Raw genomic sequence first — 20,557 nt, forward strand, 5'->3', positions numbered from 1 at the left:
AGCAAGTTTTTCGTGACACTTTTATGTGCTCTTTCGTTAACTCGCTAGTGTTATTAATTTCTGTCTGTTATCACTTTATCAATTAAACCATAGTCAACAGCTTGGTTAGCGGTTAAAAAGTTATCACGATCGGTGTCTTTTTCAACTTCTTCCAATGGACGACCTGTATGATAGGCCATAATTTCGTTCAAACGCTGTTTCATGGATAGTATTTCTTTAGCGTGAATCTCGATATCGGTCGCTTGACCTTGATAGCCACCCAACGGCTGGTGAATCATCATACGAGAGTTAGGCAAGCAATAACGCTTACCTTTAGCTCCGCCTGCGAGCAATAACGCTCCCATACTAGCAGCTTGGCCAATACACATTGTACTGACATCGGGCTTAATAAACTGCATGGTGTCGTAAATGGCCATGCCTGCAGTCACTGAACCACCCGGTGAGTTGATATACAAATGAATATCTTTATCAGGGTTTTCGCTTTCAAGGAACAATAATTGGGCAACGATAAGATTAGCCATATAGTCTTCAACTTGGCCAACAATAAAAATAACGTTTTCTTTAAGTAAACGCGAATATATGTCAAATGAGCGTTCACCACGAGAAGTCTGCTCAATGACCATAGGCACGAGGCCACCCGCATTTTGAATCTCGCTTGCTAATCCTGTTTTAGGATCAAAAGACATTGTCTGACTCCTTGATTTTTCATTAGAACAAAAAAAAGCTGGCCTTCTTCACGAAGCGCCAACTTTAATTGTAGTCGTTAAAATCGAATACTGTTACACAATTTAACTAAAAATTAGCCTTGCGCCGCATTTGATTTAATAGCTTCTTCGTAACCGACTTTAACTTCAGTTACCTTTGATTCAGCCAATATATGGTCAATTGCAGCGTTTTCAACCACAACAGCCTTAACTTGGTTCAACATCTCTGGATTGGTATTGTAATATTCAATAACTTGCGCAGGATCTTGGTATACAGAAGCTTGCTCTTCGATATATGCCTTTACAGCGGCATCGTCAGCTTTAATTTCTGACTTAGTCACGATTTCGTTCATGATTAGGCCAACTTTAGTTCTACGCTCAGCTTGGTCTTGAAACAATTCATTAGGTAGTGTATTCGGATCCATGTCCGCACCGCCGCCAAACTGTTGCATAGCCTGCTGCTTTAGACGACCAATTTCATCGGCAACCAGTGCCTTTGGTACATCTAGCGTATTAACTTCTAATAATTTCTCGATAACGTCATTCTTCAATTTACCTTGAAGTGCGTTTTTCGCTTCACGCTCCATGTTTGAACGAACTTCCACACGGAAAGCGTCTACGTCTTTAACGTCAGCACCAAAGGCCGCAAAGAATGCTTCGTCCATTTCTGGCAGCTCAGCTTCAGCAACTTCATATACAGTAATATCGAACTTAGCTTCTTTACCCGCTAGCTCTTTATTGCCGTAATCTTCAGGGAACGTTACGTCGATTGTTTTAGTTTCGCCAGTTTTCATACCCACGATGCCTGATTCAAAACCAGGGATCATTTGACCAGAACCTAAAGTAACTGCTTGGTCTTCAGCACTGCCGCCGTCAAACAACTCGCCATCTACTTTGCCTGCGAAATCTATCTTAACTCGATCGCCGTCTTTGCTCTTGCGCTTAACTTCTTTGAAGTTTGCGCGTTGCTTTTGAAGATTCTCAAGCATGGTTTCAACATCAGCGTCGGTAATATCAGCGACTGATTTATCGAATGCAAAGCCGTCATAGCCCGCCAGTTCGATTTCTGGGAATACTTCAAATGTTGCCACAAACTCAACATCTTCACCGGCTACATCTTTAGTGAACTCGATGTTTGGGTTGCCCGCTGGCATAACTTTTTCTTCTGTAATAGCTTTAAAGTAATGGTTACGAACCACTTCTTCTAATACTTCTGCACGTATACCCGCGCCAAAACGCTGCTTTACAACAGACACAGGTACTTTACCTGGTCGAAAGCCATCGATACGAACGCGACGAGCGGTTTCATTTACTTTCGTGTTTACGGCTGTGTCGACTTCGCTCGCTGGTACACCGACGGTCATGCGGCGTTCAAGACCACTTGTCGTCTCGATAGAAACTTGCATGAGGCTTCCTCTTAACTCTAAATTAATGGTGAAAAATTGGGGCTGATACTCTAAGGATGGAACACCTTATAATCAAGCCCTAAAGCGTCTATTGATCTAATATTGGTCAAAAAACCAAAAAAAAAGGCCGTCAAGACGGCCTTTTTAAAAATATGGGGTGGACGATGGGGATCGAACCCACGACCACCGGAATCACAATCCGGGGCTCTACCAACTGAGCTACGCCCACCATATTAATACGTTGCAGGATACTGGTACGCCCGGCAGGACTCGAACCTGCAACCACTCCCTTAGAAGGGGAGTGCTCTATCCAGTTGAGCTACGAGCGCAAACCTAGCCCGCCCTACGAGCCACCTTGCGAATTGGTCGGAGCAGAGGGATTCGAACCCCCGACCCTCTGGTCCCAAACCAGATGCGCTACCAAACTGCGCTATGCTCCGTTCGCTACGTGTCCGTCAACGTGGCGCGCATATTAATGATACCCTACCAATACGTCAAACACTTTTTTAAAAAAATGTTAAAAAACAAGGCGATAGCTCACTTTATTATCAGCTTACGCTGTTTTATTAAACAAATTGAATCTATGCCTGAGTAATTAAGCTCGATTAGTTGCCGTACCACGGCTCGCATGCGAGAATTCGCGCTAATTTTACCTCTATTCTTATTATCTTAACAAAGGTGGCAACCGTGTCGGCCAAAATAATTGATGGCAAAGCCATTTCCATTGCTATTCAAGCGCAAATTAAAAAAGACGTATTGACGATGACCAGCCAAGGCCATCGGCCACCTGGCTTAGCCGTAATACTAGTCGGAACCGATTTCGCGTCGCAAAAGTACGTAGCCAGTAAAGTTAAAGCCTGTGAAGATGTTGGCTTTAAATCGATTAGCCACAACCTTGATGAGTCTGTTAAGGAAGCTGAATTGCTGGCTTTAATAGATGAACTAAATGAAGACGCCTCTATAGACGGTATTTTAGTGCAAATGCCTATTCCACAGCATATAAACGCTCATACAGTTTTAGAGCACATTAAAGTCGACAAAGATGTAGACGGCTTTCATCCGTTTAATATTGGTCGTCTTGCTCAACGTCGTCCATTACTCGAAAGCTGCACGCCAAAAGGTATTATGACACTGCTACACTCAACCGGCGAAACCATCCGTGGTAAAGACGCCGTTGTGGTCGGTGCTTCAAATCATGTTGGTCGCCCTATGTCTTTAGAGCTTCTTCTAGCGGGCTGTACAGTTACAACAACACACCGATTTACTCAAGATTTAGAAAAACATGTTCGCAACGCCGATATTGTCGTGGTCGCTGCAGGTAAGTCTGACTTAGTAAAAGGTGATTGGATTAAAAAAGGCGCAATTGTCATAGATGTCGGTATTAACCGCGATATCAACAATAAGATCGTTGGCGACGTTGAATTCGCCAAAGCCGCAGAAAATGCCAGCTGGATTACACCCGTGCCAGGCGGAGTTGGTCCGATGACCGTTGCCTCGCTGATGCAAAACACATTGATCGCAGCCAAACAGTTGCATCTTGGAATTACCAATTAATTGTAAGGAATTAAACAATGAATGTACTTATGAAAACCTCGATGGGTGACATCACCATCAAACTTAATGTAGAAAAAGCACCAAAGTCAGCTGAAAACTTTAAGAGCTATGTTGAAAAAGGCTTCTACGATGGTTTAGTTTTTCACCGTGTTATTAATGGCTTTATGGTCCAAGGTGGTGGTTTTGAGCCTGGCATGAAGCAGCGTGAAACCGATGCACCAATTGATAACGAAGCTAACAACGGCCTTAAGAACACAAAGTATACGCTAGCGATGGCTCGTACCATGGACCCTCATTCTGCAACCGGTCAGTTCTTCATTAACGTTTCTGACAATAGCTTTTTAGATCACAAATCTGAAACAGTCGATGGTTGGGGTTACGCTGTATTCGGTGAAGTTACGGAAGGCACTGACGTAGTTGAGCGTATTAAAGCGGTCCCTACTACCATGAAGAGCGGTCACCAAGATGTACCAACAGAAGACGTAATCATTGAAAAAGCGACCATGGTCGATTAATGAGAGCTTCCTATAGCAACGCTCTGTTTATATCAGACTTGCACTTAAGTGAAGAGCGCCCGGCATGCAGCCAGGCGTTTTTTTCTTTTTTAGAATCGATAACGCCCTCTTCCGAAGCCTTGTTTATTTTAGGTGATTTTTTCGATTATTGGGTAGGTGATGACATCCAAACAGATTTAGCAAAATCTGTCGCCAGCGCTTTAACGTTTTGCGCATCCAAAAACTCGTTAGATATCTATTTCTTAGCAGGCAATAGAGACTTTGCTGTCGGCCAGAAGTTTTGTCAAAGCTCAAGCATGACACTGCTTAAAGAAGAAGCCTTATTCACTATTGCCGATAAAACAGTGGCAGTCTCACATGGTGATATTTATTGTACTGATGACGTTGGTTATCAGCGATATCGACGCGTTATCCGCAACCCAATCGTTTTAAACGCCCTTTTACTACTACCAAAAAAAGCGCGCATCCGCATTGCGCAAAAGCTCCGCTTAGCGTCAAAAGAGAAATTTAACCGCTCACCTTCTTATATTGATGTCACTCAAGATGCGATTGTTCGAGCTGTCACAAAGCTAGATTGCGACATACTTATTCATGGCCATACCCACATGGCAGACATTCACTTTATTCATGAACCCGATGCCTACCCAAAACGCATTGTACTGGGTGATTGGCATAAAGTTGGCTGGTATGCTGAGTTTTCAGATCAAGGCCAGCACTTGCACAGATTTAGTATCGACAACCCTGTTTTTTCACTCAACGGCTAAGCCGCTGTGGGAACGCCACTGTGAAAACGCATTTCATCATCAGTTGACTCAATTAACACTTTCTCAGCCTGAAGAAACTCGTTCAGGCGTGCCTCTATAGGCCCATCGGCATATTTTTCAGCCAACAAAATATAGTGTTGATAATGCCTTGCTTCACTGCGCAGCAAAGAAGAGTAAAATTTAGCCAGTTCATCATCAAGATGTGGCACCAGTTTCGCGAATCTCTCGCACGATCGAGCTTCTACTATCGCGCCTAAAATGCACTTATCGATAAGTAGCTGAGGCTCTTCTTTAACGACCATTTTAAACAATTTAGCCGCATAGCGCCCTGCACTGACATGCTCATAAGCAATACCGCGGTTCTTCATAATTTTTAACACTTGATCAAAGTGGACTAACTCTTCACGGGCCAATTTACTCATTTTTGCTAAAAGTTCTGGCCGGTCGATATACTTGTACATTAACGACATAGCAGTTGATGCGGCTTTTTTCTCGCAATTAGCGTGATCTATCAACAAAGTGGGTAAATCTTGTATCGCAGCTTGAACCCAAGCGTCAGGTGTTTCGCAAGCTAGAAAGCCACGAATATCAACCAACAACTCATCAATTTCAGCTTTTTGCATTAGGCTATACCCTACTGTCTATAAAAAATTAAGACGCGGATTATAAGCAGCCAACCTCCGTGTACAATAGGCATATATCAATAATACGACTATTTTAACGGTATAAACTGGATAACCCTTAGAATATCAATACAATTCCCCGCCTGATTTTGAGCGAGATACCGAATGCCGTTTCCTTTTGCACCTGAACAATATGAAGATCAACTCACAGAAAAGTCAAATCGACTGACTGAACTGCTGACTGACTGGGAACACCCTGAACTAGAGGTGTTTCGTTCTGAAACGCATTACTACCGCATGAGAGCTGAATTTCGCTATTGGCATGAGGGCGACCGTTCTTTCTATGCCATGTTCGCACCTGAAGACCGCCGTAAACCAATAGAAGTTACAACCTTCCCTGTTGCATCAAAACTAATAAACGAGCTAATGACAAAAGTTAACGATGCCGTACACCAAGATGAAGAATTGCGTAATAAGCTATTCCAAGTTGAGTTTTTAACAACGACATCAGGCGATGCACTCATCACCCTTATTTACCATCGTCAGTTGGGTGATGAATGGCAAGAACGCGCTAAATACTGGCAGGAACAATGGGGCTTTCCGGTAATTGGCCGCGCACGTAAGCTACGCTTGGTAATGGATCGTGACTATGTTCAAGAATCTCTGACCATAGCTGGGCAGCCTTTTAAGTTTCGACAGTATGAAAATGGCTTTACTCAACCCAATGCCGGCGTTTGCCAGTATATGGTCAGCTGGGCGGTTAATCATACCCAAGGCACGTCCGATAAAGACCTAATGGAAATGTACTGCGGCAATGGTAACTTCTCTATTCCGATGGCGCAGAATTTTAGAAAAGCCTTGGGTACCGAAATCTCTCGAACATCCGTTAACAGTGCTCAAGAAAATATTGAATTAAACCAAGTTCCAAATTTGAAAATTGCCCGCATGGCCAGTGAAGATTTATCAAATTGCTGGCTAAAAGGCCAAAAAAGCCGACGCTTTGATGAGTTTGAAATAGACAGCTACGACTTTGATACGGTTTTAGTAGACCCACCGCGTGCCGGTTTAGATGACACAACCGTCGAATTACTCAAACGATTCCGTCGTATCGTTTATGTGTCATGTAACCCAGAAACCATGATTGAAAACATTGCCGCACTCAAAGATGACTACAAAATATCAGCCTGCGCATTGTTTGATCAATTCCCTTATACCCACCACATGGAAGCAGGTGTGGTTTTAGAAAGAATCGAATCATGAATTTAGATAATGCTCGTTTAAATCGCGTACCAAAAGACAATAGGTTGCAAGCGTGGAGCGCCGCTGATGCGTTAATGTTATCACGCATATCTCAATTGAATTTAGACAAAACACTTTTAGTTAACGATAGCTTTGGTGCCCTTTCACTAGGACTTTCAGAAGTTGACCATGATTGGTGGAATGATTCAGCCATGTCACTTCAAGCCTTAAAAGAAAACTGCCTCAACAACGATGTAGCCTTACCCAACATTATTGACTCTGTTAACCAAAGCTACGATGTCGTTGCGATACACATCCCTAAATCTTTAAAATTATTTGAGTGGCAGTTGCTATCGATATTTGAACATTGTCACGCTGATACGGCTTTTTATGCTGCAGGCATGGTTAAACACCTAAGCTCAGGTCATATTAAAGTGATGAACCGATTATTTGCTTCGGTAAAGCCCGGCAAAGCGGAAAAAAAGGCACGCGTTGTAGAATTACAGCAACCAAACCCCGGCCTTGTTGAGCAAATAGGTAAGTTAACCGATCAATACGATGTCGATTATCTAGACCGACCTATCGTAAATCTACCTGGTTGTTTTGCTCAGAGCACAATCGACCCAGGTGCGCGCGCCTTTTTAAATTCATTCTCAGAATTGCCCGAAGCAAACAAGGTGGTTGATCTCGGCAGTGGTAATGGCATTTTAGCCGCAGCGTATCTGCAACAATTTCCAGACACAGAAGAATTCCATTGTATCGATGACAGTCGCCAAGCCATAGAATCTTCAAAACGAAACTTAATTGGATTCAATCAAGTTCAATACTGGCACAACAACAGTTTTAATGGGTTACCTGAAGCGGCAGAGGCGAATCTAATTTTGTGCAACCCACCCTTTCATCAGAGCACCAGCATCACGGAAACCATCGCGAAAAAAATGTTTCAAGATGCAGCCCGAGCCTTAGCAGTTGGCGGAGAACTTTGGATCGTGGCAAATAGACACTTGGTCTATCAACCGATATTAAGGTCACTATTTGATCGAGTAGAAATGAAATCAAAAGACCCGAAATTCATGATCCTTCGCTGCATTAAATAATGCTTAGATGGTCGTTACACAACTACGACGGAGGCGAGGTGCTGTAAAAATAGGACGTTCATTGGCATGGATGCCAATGACGAGCCCCCAAGGACGGGTTCACGGCGCTCCTAGTTTTACAGCACCTCGCCTCAGCCCCCCTATCTCAAGTTCAACAACGCCCTTAGTCTTCTTTGTGACGAATCTCAAAACAAACATGAGGTTGCTTACGTTTGTAATCGGCAGGCACTGAATGAGCACTGATATCACGTACATCAAACTTGTTAACAACTTTGTCTGATATTTTGAACTGACGATAGTTGTTCGAAAATAGCAATAATCCACCTTCGTTTAAGTGTTTCATCGCGAACGATACTAAAAAGCTGTGATCACGCTGAATATCAAGTGTCTCACTCATTCGAGCTGAATTACTGAAAGTCGGTGGGTCCATAACGATTAAGTCGAACATTTCATCCGTTTCTTTTAACCACTTCATGACATCAGCGTGAACAAACTGATGATTTGGCCCAGCGCGGCCACCGTTTAATTCCAAGTTATCTTCAGCCCACTTCAAATAGGTTTTAGACAAATCAACACTGACTGTTTTTTTAGCCCCGCCCTTAAAAGCATGCGAGGTAAAACTGCCGGTGTAACAGAATAAGTTCAAAAACGAAATATCTTCCGCGTTTTCTTGAACCCACTGCCGTGAAGGCCGGTGATCTAAAAATAAACCAGAATCTAGGTAATCGTGTAAGTTAACCTTTAACTTTACGCCCTGTTCTAAAATGGTAAAAGAGCGATCTGTTTGGCCTTTTTTCTCATACTGGTTTGTCCCACGTTGACGTTCGCGGCGCTTAACCACCACTTGCGAGACCGGTATTTCAAAATAAGTCGCTAACGCTTCAACCGCGTTAAGAAGGCGTGCTTGTGCTTTTTCTTCAGGAATAGTTTTAGGTGGCGCATATTCTTGCACATGCAGCCAATCGCCGTATTTATCGACAGCTATGGCAAACTCAGGGATATCAGCATCGTAAACACGATAGGCTTCAAGTTGATCTTTTTTGATCAGTTTCTTTAATTGCTTTAAATTCTTAGCTACACGGTTGGTTAACGCCTGAGTTTGTTCCGACTGGTTAACATCGACGGTATTTACTGCCCGTGTTTCATTGGCTTCATACGAATAAAAGATGGCTTCAATTGGGCCATTATAAAAATTACGTTTTAAAGCCGGACGCAAGCCAATCTCACGCGCTAAAATATCATCTGAGGTCAACATACCTATAGACCACTGTGACAGCTGTGAGCGGGCTATATCGCCTACGGTGCGATAAAAGCGCATTAACGTTGGTTTGTCACCTAAACGTTCACCATAAGGTGGGTTAGAGACCCAAAGCCCGGGCTTTAGCGACCAATGTGTCGGTAATGTCCATTCATCCAGATTCTTTTGATAGCATCGAGCATGCTTACTAACACCTAAAGACACCAATGTTTCATTGGCTTTCTCAATAACACCGCCATCAGCATCGTAACCTAGAACCGAAGGCATATTTTCTAAACCAACTGTCCGCCTCTCGCGAGCCTCTTTAATTAGGTTATTCCACAATATCGCATCATGTAATAACCAACGTTCAAACGCATATTCTTGTCTTAGCAAGCCTGGCGCATAATCGGCTGCCATTAACGCGGCTTCAATCACAATAGTGCCCGAACCACACATTAAATCTAAAAACGATTCACCTTGCTTGGCACGGTCTGACCAGTCTTTACTAAACAAGAGTGCCGCAGCTAAGTTTTCTTTAATCGGTGCTGGACCTGTTGCTTGGCGATAACCTCGTTTGTGCAAAGAGTCACCGGTGAGTTCAACACCTAAAAACATGCGCTTTTTAGCAATCTGCACATAAATAGTTAAATCGGGTGTGTTATCAACACTTGGGCGCGTTCCATGTTTATCGCGAAATTGATCAACAACCCAGTCTTTTACTTTTTGTGCGCCAAAACGACTGTCGCGTATTTCCGGTAAACGACCACCAAAAGACACCTTGAGCGTACCGGTGGGACGAACATGCTCATCCCAATCGACGGCCTGTATCATTGATTGCAGAGACTCATAAGAAACATTCACCGTGTCGTTCAAACCTAGAAAAACTCGGTTAGCGAGGCGAGACCAAAGGCAAACTCGATACCCTGCTTCTAAAGGGCCAACAAATTGCACACCTTTGTTCCAATCACCTGCAACTATGCCGGTGATGGCTTCTATTTCTTTCTTCAGTAGCCCATGAACACCCTGAGGGCAAGTCATCCAGAATGTAAAAGTTTGTTCAGCAGTCATTTTTAGACGGTTTCTCTATTAAAATTCATTTTTATATAGTTATTAACTATATAGTGCGTAGATTAGATAGTATTGAACTTTGCTCTAACCCACTCGGGTGGCACGTATGCCAGTTTACCATTTTTTTAATCACATGAAGTCATATTAAAATGATTTTTAGATCATATAGATCATCGACAACCCTGCGCTTAATTAGGTACAACAGTAGCACAGGTTTTACTTCATCTTAGTAAAGTTTGTATAGCTCATAAGAGCCAAAAAGTTATGAAAAAACGAATAAGCGAGGATCAATATTAATGAAAAGACAAAAGAGAGATCGTTTAGAACGTGCATTTCAGAAAGGTTACATGGCAGGCGTCGAAGGAAAATCCAAAGATTTATGCCCTAAAGATGAAGGTCCAGAGCACCAACAATGGATGAATGGCTGGCGAGAAGGACGCGGCGACAATTGGGATGGCTATACCGGAGTGAGCGGAATACACCGCGTAAATGAAGTAGTAATTCACCACTAATTCACATTTAAACTAAATTTAGGAGAGGCTGAATATTTATTCAGCCTTTTTGCTTTCTGGCACTATTAGTTTTTCAATCAGGTCAGTTAGCTTTCTGATATCACTGTCAGAGCAAGGCTTTTGCGCTTTTTTTAGCAACATGACGAGATCTATTTGTTGCTTGGCTGATAAATTTGCCAAAAGCTGCTCTTTTTGATCTTGCTGAAGTGTCAGGACATTTCTTTGAGCATGTTGCCTCGAGTTCACCTGCTTTAAGTACGACACCGCCCTGCCAAGCAATACAAAAGCAAACTGAAGATCCGTAATAGGCCCAAACTGAAATTTCTTACCGGCAACGGGCACGCCTTTCACTTTTAAAGTATCTGGTTTCAACGTTGCCCAAGCTGCCGTCGCTGCAGATGCAATCCCGCCTACTGCTGCTCCCAACATCAACGAACTACCACCTACGCCAATGTCGATCAAAACACCCGTGGCCGCACCCGCAGAGCCTGCAAGTCCAACTAATTTAGATCGACTTAGACCAAACAGGTACCAATACTGTTCATCGAATACATCGGGGTAATCTAGCTCTAGGCCTTGCTCATTGATTTCTAAGTGAAAATGCGTATAAAGCTGCGCAATTTGAACATGAAAATTGGACTCTTGTTTACGGATATAGGTTTTATATTGCAGATCTAAGGCTTTGATTGTCGCTGCCGAAAGAGTCTCTGAGATTTCGGGCGCAGAAACCGTATAGCAAATTATATCGTTTAAATAAATCGCCATTAGCTGTGAGGATTGGATAGTCCGTTTATGGCTAAGTTGGTCCAATTTATTAGCGCTGTCTAACAATGATTCACGCCATTGAGAAAATATTTCTGCGACCGAACGGAGAATAGATTGTTGCTTCTCCTTATTATCGGTCATGGGGTTAAATACCCTGACTAAGCTGAAATATTGACCTAAGGCAGCGGTCCATTCGTCTACATACTGCTCACCACCAATAGGATTTATTAACGAAATCCGCGGTTGCCCTGTCCATTGTAATACAGACATTTCTGCTTCAAACTGCGATGAAAACGGCACTGAGCCATCTACAACGTAGATAATTGCTGCACCTGAGATGATAGGTATTAGTAGCTCTACCTCACTTTTAAAACGATTAGCCTCTTCTGTGCCTGGCGAAAACGTTTGTACGAATTGAGCGACTGTTTGTTGCCTTTTCGCAGCCGAATCGCAGTGTGATTCTAACCAATCAATTACTTGTCGGGGGCGTTGAAACCCTGGGGTATCGACAAGATGGAACAGAACTTCACCATCAATTATTAAGGAGTGCTGGCTAGATTCTAGCGTGGTGCCGGACTCTTCAGATATGCCAATGGAGTCTTGCTGAATCAACGTTGAGACAATACTCGACTTACCCTGGTTAGGGTGACCCACAATTGCGAAGATGGGCTCTTTCATTTCATGGCCTCAGAAAAGCGAGCAAAAGTTAGTTGACGATGTTTTTGGGCAAACTGTTGCCAAGTTGCATCAAAGCGCTGTTGGGTTGAGGTATCTTCTGCGCCACTATAAATGCCTAACTTTACGACTAACAATGGCTTAACCTTGTTAATTTGCTCTACTAAATCTATCAGCTCAATCACAGGTGTCTGGTACACATTAACCAAAATTAACGCATCAACACCCTCTTCTGGCCAAGTAAACTGGGCTAGCCAATCAAGATCGGTCTGCCAGGTTTGTACTCCGAAGTTGTATTCCACCTTAAGTCTCGGATGATTAAACTGCCAGCCGAGTAACAAATGGCTAGTTAGATTTGTTGTATCACCCGTAAATAGGTTCGTAGACTCAGCCTGCACTGGAACTAAAGGCGCAAACACAGATGTACGTTCTGCCTGTTTAGATTTAAACCGCTCAACCACTCTTGTTGTGCGAATATCGGCGACAATGGCGCGTTTTAGTCGATAATACTTCCATATCAATAAAATAAGTCTACTCATGAAACCATAAAGGAAAATACAAAATAAAACGTAAGGCCACCACAGTCTCAATAAAACAGCCTCTTGAGTGGGGTTATAGCGTGTTAATAGACTCGCGTTAATTAGCTCTGAAGACGGTACGCCTAGTAGCCAATGAGCAGGCCAGGTAATGGCCTTTATTAAGGGCTCCATCCATTGTTGGCTATTTGCCAAGGTAGAAGACCACCCAAAAGAGATATCCCAAAAAGCAATAATCACAAAAAAACCAATTAGAGAACCCGCAACAAAGCCAATAGAAAATAGCTGCCAGCGCCAAGACAGCCACTTTAGTATCAATTGCGTATTTGAATTGGAGGTAAATGTAGACGAAGGGAAGTTTTGGCTGCGCTTAACCCAACTTAATAAGACCTGGAGAATAATCGAAGTACGTCGGCGTTTATCTACAATAAAGCTTAAAATAGCAGTTAACAGCGGCCAACCAGCAAATAAAGCCAGTACAAACCAGATATTTGCAGGCTGTATATTTGAGTAGCCAACAATGCTCGAAACAGCGACAAAACCAAACAACAAGCCGAACATGGCTAATATTAGGCCAATGTGGCTAACCAACGTAGGTTCGGTAAACAAATTATCGACTTTAGAGGCCAACGTATCGCTGGGCTCTGAGCCACTATGTACAATAGTTTGGTCAATGGATTGGCTCAACTTGAGCCAAACTAATAAATTTGTTGTGAGATCCGCTTGAAAAAACCGCTTCTCATCTGAAGACATTCCAGCCAAAAGTAGCCCCAACCTGTTAATTATCGTTAAAGTGTAACAGCTTGTTGGGGTGGGTTCGTACTACTTTGCTAAGCGCTCAATAGACTTTTTAATGAGGCTCGGGCCTTCATAGATTAATCCAGAGTAAATCTGCACTAAATCTGCACCTAGTTGTATTTTCTCTTCGGCCTCATCGGGTGAAAAGACACCACCTACACCAATGATAGGAGTTGATTCATCAAGCTGCTCACGAAACAGCTTCAACACATGGTTAGCTTGCTCTCGAACCGGAGAACCGCTTAGCCCACCCACTTCCTTGCCATGTTTATAACCTTCAACGGCATCACGAGATACAGTGGTATTGGTTGCGACGACACCTTCAACCTTCTCTTCATTAAAGGTTTTGGCTAACTGTTTTACTTCGTCATCGCTTAAATCTGGCGCGATTTTAATCAAGATTGGGGTGTGTTCATGCTCTTTATCAAGCTCATTCTGACGCTGCTTGAGTGCCTTTATTAACTGAACCAATGGCTCACCGAATTGTAAGTTACGTAAACCCGGGGTGTTCGGAGAAGATAGATTTACAACGATGTAATCGGCTACCTCGTAGACTTTATTAAGGCAGTAAAGGTAATCATTAACGGCTTCTTCTTCTGGTGTGACTTTGTTTTTGCCAATATTAACGCCAATAAGGCCTTCGTACTTAGTACGCTTAATTCGCTCAACTAAGTAATCGACGCCTTTATTGTTGAAGCCCATTCTATTAATAATGGCGTCTTTTTCCGGGATTCTAAATAAGCGGGGTTTAGGATTACCCTCTTGTGGTTTCGGCGTCACCGTCCCTACTTCAATGAACCCAAAACCAAATGCGCCTAAGGCATCTATATAGTCACCATTTTTATCTAATCCTGCCGCAAGCCCTACTGCGTTTGGAAACTCAAGACCAAACACACTGACCGGTTTTTGAGCAGTTGGCTTTGGCATAAGTTTCATTAAACCAAGGCGAGCTAACGCACTAGACCCATCCATTGAAAGTTCATGAGCCGTTTCTGGGGTTAAACAAAACAGGGCTTTCTTAAGTATTGAGTACATTCTTGGTCCTTTGCGGGTTTAAGCGCCGGCATTATACGATAATTTGGAACTGTAACGCGAAGCCATATCAATATTTATAAGCGCTCTATGCGCTCAAACTTATGGTAGCGATCAAAGTGAATGATAAAAGAACCCTGAATTCCCGCTAAACTGACGAAAGGTTGCAATATTCGGGTAGGAAATTGAACCCGTTTGCCCTCTCGAGAAACGCAACTGACGGTATGAACAGACCCTTGATAATGCTGTAGATACTCTTCAGCAGAGATATTTAGGTCAACCGTTAATGAACTTGAATTCATAGAATAGGCTTTAATGTGAAGATCAAGCGATTATAACTATCTTGAGTTTAAAGAGAAGCGTCTAAATAATCTGCACTTAAAACCTTCGAGGTAGGTATTATTAGCCCATTCAATTCAGAAATACATGATCCACAATTAGTTCCACACTTTAAAACTTTACCGAGTTCTATCACGCTCTTTGCGCCGTTAACGATTGCTTCGTTTACTTGCTTCTCTCCAATATTAAAACACGAACAAATGATTTTTCCTTTATCGACAGAATTTGATGGCTGGCCTGCTAATAAAGCAATTCTGTCTATTTCTGTGATAACTTTACCCGCCTCAAGCATCGTGATTAGCCATTGGGTATCTGGCAATGTTGGATTAGGTGAAAAATAAAAAACGGCTTGTAACTTATGTTCCATTAAATATGAGATACGAATTGTCTGATTAATCGGATTTCTGTATTCAATGCACTCACCCAACTCAATATTTACACCATTGCTTGTTAAGGCTTTATTAACCAAGTTAATTATGCCTCCGTCATTTTGAGTTGTTGTAAGTTGGGAATCTGACATTGCAAATTCGTAGTATTTGCCTTCAGAAATAGTGATGTTACACCAGTAATCAAGCGCATCCGTTGCAATATCATTTGCCACTACTGCAAAACCATAAAGTAAATTAGTCTGCGGTATTAACTGTACACAAGTATATTTTGATTCAGGCTGACCCGATAGCGGGTCTACAGCTTGGGGAATTAAGTTGGACACTACCGCATCACTGGCGAATTGTTTTGTCCAATGTATAGGGGCAAATATCTGACCTTTTTTCTGCGCGTTACTTATTTTAACCCGCAGGTAGGCGGAACCAAGAACTGAGTCTAGCTTTATAAGTTGCTTTTCTTGCACTGCAAGCTCGATCGCATCTAGAGGTGACATTTCAACATAGGGTTGATCAATATGGCCTAGCAACTTTGCTGCTTTACCCGTTCGCGTCATGGTATGCCATTGATCACGTATACGCCCAGTATTAAGAATGAAAGGGTAATCCTTATTCGCCTTTATAGCGGGGAATCTAGGCTCAATGGCAATAAATTGTGCACGTTGGTTTTCAGTATAAAAGCGCCCATTACTGAACATACGCGCAGTACCAAATGGGTTGGTGTTGGTCACTGGCCATTGGACCGGTAAAAGGTCTTCATAACCTTGCTGATTAATTTGACTATAGAAACTAATATCAAAGTCACGTTTGCCTTCATTCTCAAAGCCAGATAGATCCGCATGCTCTGCAAAAATTTCAAATACCTGCTTATAATCAAAGCCAGTTGTAAATCCCATGGCTTTGGCAACTTCACAAATGGCTTGCCAATCATGATGCGCTTCACCAGGAGGCGGTAGTAAACCTCGTTGACGGGAAATACGTCGTTCAGAATTCGTAACCGTACCATCCTTTTCACTCCAACTTGTAGCCGGAATTAATACATCTGCAAAGACAGTGGTGTCTGTGATGGTATTGCAATCGCTAACGACAACCAGTTCGCATTTTTCTAATGCTCGTTGAACTTGAGCGGTATCCGGTAAACTTACCATCGGATTGGTCGACATTATCCAAACCGCTTTCACTGTGCCCTGCTCTATAGCCTGAAACAAATCAACGGCTTTTAGGCCATCCTTAGTGGCCATGTTCGGGGCTTGCCAAAACCGTTGTACCAAATCAATAGCGCCTTCAGTAGTAAAATCCATGTGTGCTGCAAGTTGATTGGCTAAGCCGCCAACTTCACGTCCACCCATGGCATTAGGCTGTCCAGTAATAGAGAACGGACCCATACCTTCCTTGCCAATACGACCAGTGGCAAGATGACAATTAATGATAGCGTTAGCTTTGTCTACGCCGGTAGCAGACTGATTGACGCCCTGTGAAAAGAATGAAACGGCTTTTTCTTTACTGCACCACCAATCGGCCAGTTGCTGTAAAATTGATTCGTTAATATCACAAAAGGATGCCACCTCCTTTTTACTGGCAAGGGTTGCTTGGGCCTGAAATAAGGCAGCTTCAAAACCATCGGTGTTGTTGGCAATAAAATTTTGATCTAAGCAGTTTTGTCGTACCGATTCTGTTAGTAAATAGTTAAAAATTGCAGCATCACTGCCTGGAGCAATGGCGAGATGCAAGTCGGCAATGTCACAAGTCGCGGTTCGTCTTGGATCGATCACCACAACTTTCATATTGGGTCGATTTTTCTTCGCTTCGACTATTCGTTGGTACAATATAGGATGCGTCCATGCCGCATTTGACCCGACCATGATCAATAGATCACATTTTTCGAGATCTTCGTAATTACAAGGTACGGTATCAGAACCAAAGGCACGTTTATAACCTGCCACGGCTGATGCCATACACAGGCGCGAATTAGTATCAATATTGGCAGTACCAATAAAGCCTTTCGCGAGTTTATTGGCGACATAATAATCTTCGGTTAGTATTTGCCCAGAAAGGTAAAAAGCAAATGCGTCGGGTCCATGTTCATCAATTATAGTTTTAATACGTTCGGCTACAGTCGATATCGCATCATCCCAATGGGTTTCTATTCCATCGACAACAGGTTGTAACAGCCGGCCATCTGAAGATAATGTTTCGGATAAGTGACTGCCTTTAACACAAAGTTTACCAAAGTTAGCTGGGTGATTCTCATCACCACAAACAGGCCCAATAACGCTGGTTCTATCTGGCGACAAGGGTACTTTTACCCCGCAACCTACGCCACAGTATGGGCAGGTCGTTTTTCCTGTTTGCGCTTGCATGTTAGATTCCTGTTGTCCAATTTACCGATGACTAAGTAAGCGACAACTGAACGTCACCATTCACTAATTGAGCTTGCCAGCAAGGAACCTCTACTGCCTCCTCAATACATTTTCCTGTATCGAGCTCAAAGTGTTGTTTATAGATTGGACTTGAGACCACTAATTTTTCACCAATATCACCTAGCAACCCTCTAGACATGACATTTGCCTTACTAAATGGATCCCAGTTAGAAAGTGCGTATACTTTTTTTTCTGTTTTAGGCATATAAAATAACGCTACTTGCTGACCTTCGAACATGGCAGCCACGCCAACATTCGGGATAAGGTCTGTTTCTTTACAAATGGTTTTCCACTGCATGATAATTTCCTTTTAGTTCGCTTTTGCAATTAGGTTTGATTTTTCAATGTCTGTAGCAGGCCGAATTTGATTTCGCTCTTCAATAAAGATAATATTTTCATCTTTGTCCGCGGCATTTACAAAAGGTCTAAAAGCTTTAACCGCTTCTGGATCTTCTAATGTAGTTTTCCACTCACACTGGAATGTATCCACAATAAGGTCCATTTGCGCTTCCAGTTCAGCACCTAGCCCTAAACTATCGGCAATGACGACTTCTTTTAAATATTCAAGACCACCTTCTAAGTTATCCATCCATACTGAGGTTCTTTGCAAGCGATCAGCAGTTTTTACGTAAAACATAAGTATTCGATCAATATATTGAATAAGCGTTTGATCATTTAAATCGGTTGCGAATAGATCTGCATGACGGGGCTTCATACCGCCATTTCCGCAAACGTAGAGATTCCATCCGCCTTCGGTAGCAATAACACCAATGTCTTTGCTTTGCGCTTCTGCGCATTCGCGTGTACAACCAGAAACCGCAAATTTTAATTTGTGAGGAGAACGTAATCCTTTGTATCGATTTTCAATATCAATCGCCATTTTCATACTGTCTTTAACACCGTAACGACACCATGAACTACCTACGCAAGATTTTACCGTTCTTACCGATTTACCATAGGCTTGACCCGTCTCAAAACCAGCTTCAATAAGTTTGCCCCAGATAACTGGCAACTGATCTAGAGTGGCACCAAATAGATCAATGCGCTGCCCACCAGTAATTTTAGTATAGAGCTTGTACTCTTTTGCGACTTCACCCAAGACGATTAGCTTATCTGGGGTAATTTCACCGCCAGCAATACGTGGAACAATCGAATAAGTTCCATCTTTTTGTATATTGGCCAAGAACCTATCGTTTGTGTCTTGCAAGGATACATGAGGTTTCTTCAACACAAACTCATTCCAAATACTGGCCAACATACTGCCCACTAGTGGTCGACAAACTAAGCAACCGTGGCCTTTACCATGCTTATCGAGTAGCTCATCAAACTCCTTTATTTCTCCAATCTTAATGAGGTTATAAAGATCTTGGCGGGTATAGGGAAAGTGCTCGCATATATCAGTACTGACTTCGACACCGAGCACAGTTAACTCACTGTCTACGACTTTTTTAAGTAGCGCAGCGCAACCACCACAGCCTGTACTGGCTTTAGTCGCGGTTTTCACCTCACCTACTGACATAGCACCAGCAGCAACAGCAGAAGCAATATCGCCTTTGGTTACGTTAAGACAACTACAGATTGATGCGCTTGCGGGTAATGCATCGACACCTAATACCGGTGTGGCGCCTGAACGTTCAGGCAAAATCAAACCAGCCGGTTGCTTAGGTAATGCAATAGCATTGAGGTAGTATTGCAACAAACTATCATATGTACTGTTATCGCCGACTAGAACGGCACCTAACAATTTCGTACCGTCCTCCGAGACGACTATCTTTCTGTAACTACCCTCAAAACCATCGTGATAAACAAATACTTTCGCACCAGGTGTCTTACCGTGAGCATCGCCAATTGAGCCAACGTCACAACCTAACAATTTAAGCTTGGTGCTCATGTCGGCCCCCGTAAAGGATTGACCATCGGTAGTCAAGATGTGAGCGACCGCGGCTTTAGCCATGTTGTAACCTGGCGCCACTAAACCAAATATCCGCCCATTCCATAAAACGCATTCACCAATGGCGTAGATATCTTTATCGCTAGTTACACAATGGTTATCGACTTCGATTCCGCCACGCTCACCAACATTGAGCCCAGCAGTACGAGCAAGAGCATCCTGAGGTCGGATACCAGCAGAAAACAAAATAAGATCTGTTTCAATGAATTTTTCTTCATCATTATGGCTGGCGAAATTCATTCGATGAACGCACTTACTACCATCGACAATATCGGTTGTTGTCGTTGCGGTATGAACGGTGACACCTAAATCTTCAATCATTTCTTTAAGTACGGCCCCCCCTTTCTCGTCTAATTGCACCGGCATAAGTTGCGGCGCAAATTCAACGACGCTGGTTTCCAAACCAAGATTCTTGAGTGCATTCGCTGCCTCTAGCCCTAACAGACCACCACCGATTACGGTGCCAAATTTTACTTTTTCGGCACAGGCTTTAATTTCATCTAAATCTTCTAAGGTACGATAGACGAATGTATTGGGTCTATCGTTCCCTGGAATGGGTGGTACAAATGGATATGAACCTGTTGCTAACACTAATTTGTCATAGTAAACCTTAATGCCATCCGCTGTTAAAACATGCTTACTTTTGGTATCAATATGCGTTATTCGGCTATCGGTAAAATAACGAATGCCATTTTTGTCGTATAAAGACCCATCCGTTAAGGCTAAATCAAGAGTACCTTTACCAGTAAAATATTCACTGAGATGAACACGGTCATAGGCTAAATGAGGCTCCTCTCCAAATACACTTACTTGAAAAGTTTCGTGACCTTGATTTTCAATTAACTGCTCGACAAAGTGATGGCCGACCATACCGTTTCCGACCACAACAAGCTGTGGTTTTACATTTGATGTAGTATTCATTGTTTCAATTTCTCC

The 20,557-nt window shown here is 42.8% G+C and carries 17 protein-coding genes and 3 tRNA genes; 6 read left to right on the forward strand and 14 right to left on the reverse strand.

Annotated elements, in window-relative coordinates; genetic code table 11:
* Nucleotides 1–53: 53 nt before the first annotated feature.
* From clpP to ACI882_RS11030, 5 genes are all read right to left on the reverse strand, one after another.
* Nucleotides 54–686, reverse strand: coding sequence for an ATP-dependent Clp endopeptidase proteolytic subunit ClpP (gene clpP, locus ACI882_RS11010; RefSeq protein ID WP_411744162.1), 633 nt, complete (start codon nt 684–686; stop codon nt 54–56).
* Nucleotides 687–799: 113 nt separating this feature from the next.
* The gene (tig, locus tag ACI882_RS11015) at nt 800–2,110 is read right to left on the reverse strand and encodes a trigger factor (protein ID WP_411744161.1); all 1,311 of its coding nucleotides are present in this window, start codon (nt 2,108–2,110) and stop codon (nt 800–802) included.
* A gap of 153 nt (nt 2,111–2,263) precedes the next feature.
* A tRNA-His gene (locus ACI882_RS11020) sits at nt 2,264–2,339 on the reverse strand.
* A gap of 23 nt (nt 2,340–2,362) precedes the next feature.
* Nucleotides 2,363–2,439: transfer RNA gene (locus ACI882_RS11025), tRNA-Arg, on the reverse strand.
* Nucleotides 2,440–2,473: 34 nt separating this feature from the next.
* Nucleotides 2,474–2,550 (reverse strand) — tRNA-Pro (locus tag ACI882_RS11030).
* Between the two features lie 247 nt (nt 2,551–2,797).
* Between ACI882_RS11030 and folD the strand changes: the two genes are divergently transcribed.
* From folD to ACI882_RS11045, 3 genes are read left to right on the forward strand one after another with little or no spacing between them, the layout of a single operon-like run.
* Nucleotides 2,798–3,664 carry a bifunctional methylenetetrahydrofolate dehydrogenase/methenyltetrahydrofolate cyclohydrolase FolD gene (gene folD, locus ACI882_RS11035; RefSeq protein ID WP_411744160.1) on the forward strand — a complete coding sequence of 289 codons (867 nt, stop codon included), beginning with the start codon at nt 2,798–2,800 and terminating at the stop codon, nt 3,662–3,664.
* Between the two features lie 17 nt (nt 3,665–3,681).
* Nucleotides 3,682–4,179: a peptidylprolyl isomerase gene (locus ACI882_RS11040; RefSeq protein WP_411744159.1), complete on the forward strand. Its 498-nt coding sequence runs from the start codon at nt 3,682–3,684 to the stop codon at nt 4,177–4,179.
* On the forward strand, nt 4,179–4,943 hold the full coding sequence (locus ACI882_RS11045) for a UDP-2,3-diacylglucosamine diphosphatase (RefSeq protein ID WP_411744158.1): 765 nt from the start codon (nt 4,179–4,181) through the stop codon (nt 4,941–4,943). The genes ACI882_RS11040 and ACI882_RS11045 overlap by 1 nt, the downstream gene beginning before the upstream one ends.
* Here the strand turns inward: ACI882_RS11045 and ACI882_RS11050 are convergent.
* Nucleotides 4,940–5,566 carry a tRNA-(ms[2]io[6]A)-hydroxylase gene (locus ACI882_RS11050; RefSeq protein ID WP_411744157.1) on the reverse strand — a complete coding sequence of 209 codons (627 nt, stop codon included), beginning with the start codon at nt 5,564–5,566 and terminating at the stop codon, nt 4,940–4,942. The genes ACI882_RS11045 and ACI882_RS11050 overlap by 4 nt on opposite strands.
* Nucleotides 5,567–5,731: 165 nt before the next feature.
* Between ACI882_RS11050 and trmA the strand changes: the two genes are divergently transcribed.
* Nucleotides 5,732–6,826: a tRNA (uridine(54)-C5)-methyltransferase TrmA gene (trmA, locus tag ACI882_RS11055; RefSeq protein WP_411744156.1), complete on the forward strand. Its 1,095-nt coding sequence runs from the start codon at nt 5,732–5,734 to the stop codon at nt 6,824–6,826.
* On the forward strand, nt 6,823–7,902 hold the full coding sequence (locus ACI882_RS11060; protein WP_411744155.1) for a class I SAM-dependent methyltransferase: 1,080 nt from the start codon (nt 6,823–6,825) through the stop codon (nt 7,900–7,902). The genes trmA and ACI882_RS11060 overlap by 4 nt, the downstream gene beginning before the upstream one ends.
* A gap of 163 nt (nt 7,903–8,065) precedes the next feature.
* Here the strand turns inward: ACI882_RS11060 and rlmKL are convergent, their stop codons facing one another.
* A complete protein-coding gene (rlmKL, locus tag ACI882_RS11065) occupies nt 8,066–10,210 on the reverse strand; it encodes a bifunctional 23S rRNA (guanine(2069)-N(7))-methyltransferase RlmK/23S rRNA (guanine(2445)-N(2))-methyltransferase RlmL (RefSeq protein WP_411744154.1) in 2,145 nt (714 codons plus the stop codon).
* A 296-nt stretch (nt 10,211–10,506) separates the two neighbouring features.
* On the opposite strand from rlmKL, the gene rmf reads away from it, so the two are divergent.
* The gene (gene rmf, locus ACI882_RS11070) at nt 10,507–10,722 is read left to right on the forward strand and encodes a ribosome modulation factor (RefSeq protein WP_411744153.1); all 216 of its coding nucleotides are present in this window, start codon (nt 10,507–10,509) and stop codon (nt 10,720–10,722) included.
* A gap of 36 nt (nt 10,723–10,758) precedes the next feature.
* Here the strand turns inward: rmf and ACI882_RS11075 are convergent, their stop codons facing one another.
* The 7 genes from ACI882_RS11075 to nirB all read right to left on the reverse strand — a co-directional run bounded on the left by ACI882_RS11075 (nt 10,759) and on the right by nirB (nt 20,542).
* Entirely contained in the window at nt 10,759–12,165 is a 1,407-nt protein-coding gene (locus tag ACI882_RS11075) for a GTPase/DUF3482 domain-containing protein (protein WP_411744152.1), read from the reverse strand.
* Nucleotides 12,162–13,451 carry a DUF2868 domain-containing protein gene (locus tag ACI882_RS11080; protein WP_411744165.1) on the reverse strand — a complete coding sequence of 430 codons (1,290 nt, stop codon included), beginning with the start codon at nt 13,449–13,451 and terminating at the stop codon, nt 12,162–12,164. The genes ACI882_RS11075 and ACI882_RS11080 overlap by 4 nt, the downstream gene beginning before the upstream one ends.
* Before the next feature lie 69 nt (nt 13,452–13,520).
* Entirely contained in the window at nt 13,521–14,531 is a 1,011-nt protein-coding gene (locus tag ACI882_RS11085) for a quinone-dependent dihydroorotate dehydrogenase (protein WP_411744151.1), read from the reverse strand.
* Between the two features lie 74 nt (nt 14,532–14,605).
* Complete coding sequence (locus ACI882_RS11090; protein ID WP_411744150.1) at nt 14,606–14,830, reverse strand: DUF2835 domain-containing protein; 225 nt, start codon at nt 14,828–14,830, stop codon at nt 14,606–14,608.
* 47 nt (nt 14,831–14,877) lie between these two features.
* The gene (locus ACI882_RS11095) at nt 14,878–17,610 is read right to left on the reverse strand and encodes a molybdopterin-dependent oxidoreductase (RefSeq protein ID WP_411748478.1); all 2,733 of its coding nucleotides are present in this window, start codon (nt 17,608–17,610) and stop codon (nt 14,878–14,880) included.
* A gap of 31 nt (nt 17,611–17,641) precedes the next feature.
* A complete protein-coding gene (gene nirD, locus ACI882_RS11100; RefSeq protein WP_411748479.1) occupies nt 17,642–17,968 on the reverse strand; it encodes a nitrite reductase small subunit NirD in 327 nt (108 codons plus the stop codon).
* Between the two features lie 12 nt (nt 17,969–17,980).
* Entirely contained in the window at nt 17,981–20,542 is a 2,562-nt protein-coding gene (gene nirB / locus ACI882_RS11105; protein WP_411748480.1) for a nitrite reductase large subunit NirB, read from the reverse strand.
* Between the last annotated feature and the right edge of the window lie 15 nt (nt 20,543–20,557).

The organism is Reinekea sp. (assembly GCF_046710285.1).
Taxonomy (GTDB): domain Bacteria; phylum Pseudomonadota; class Gammaproteobacteria; order Pseudomonadales; family Natronospirillaceae; genus Reinekea.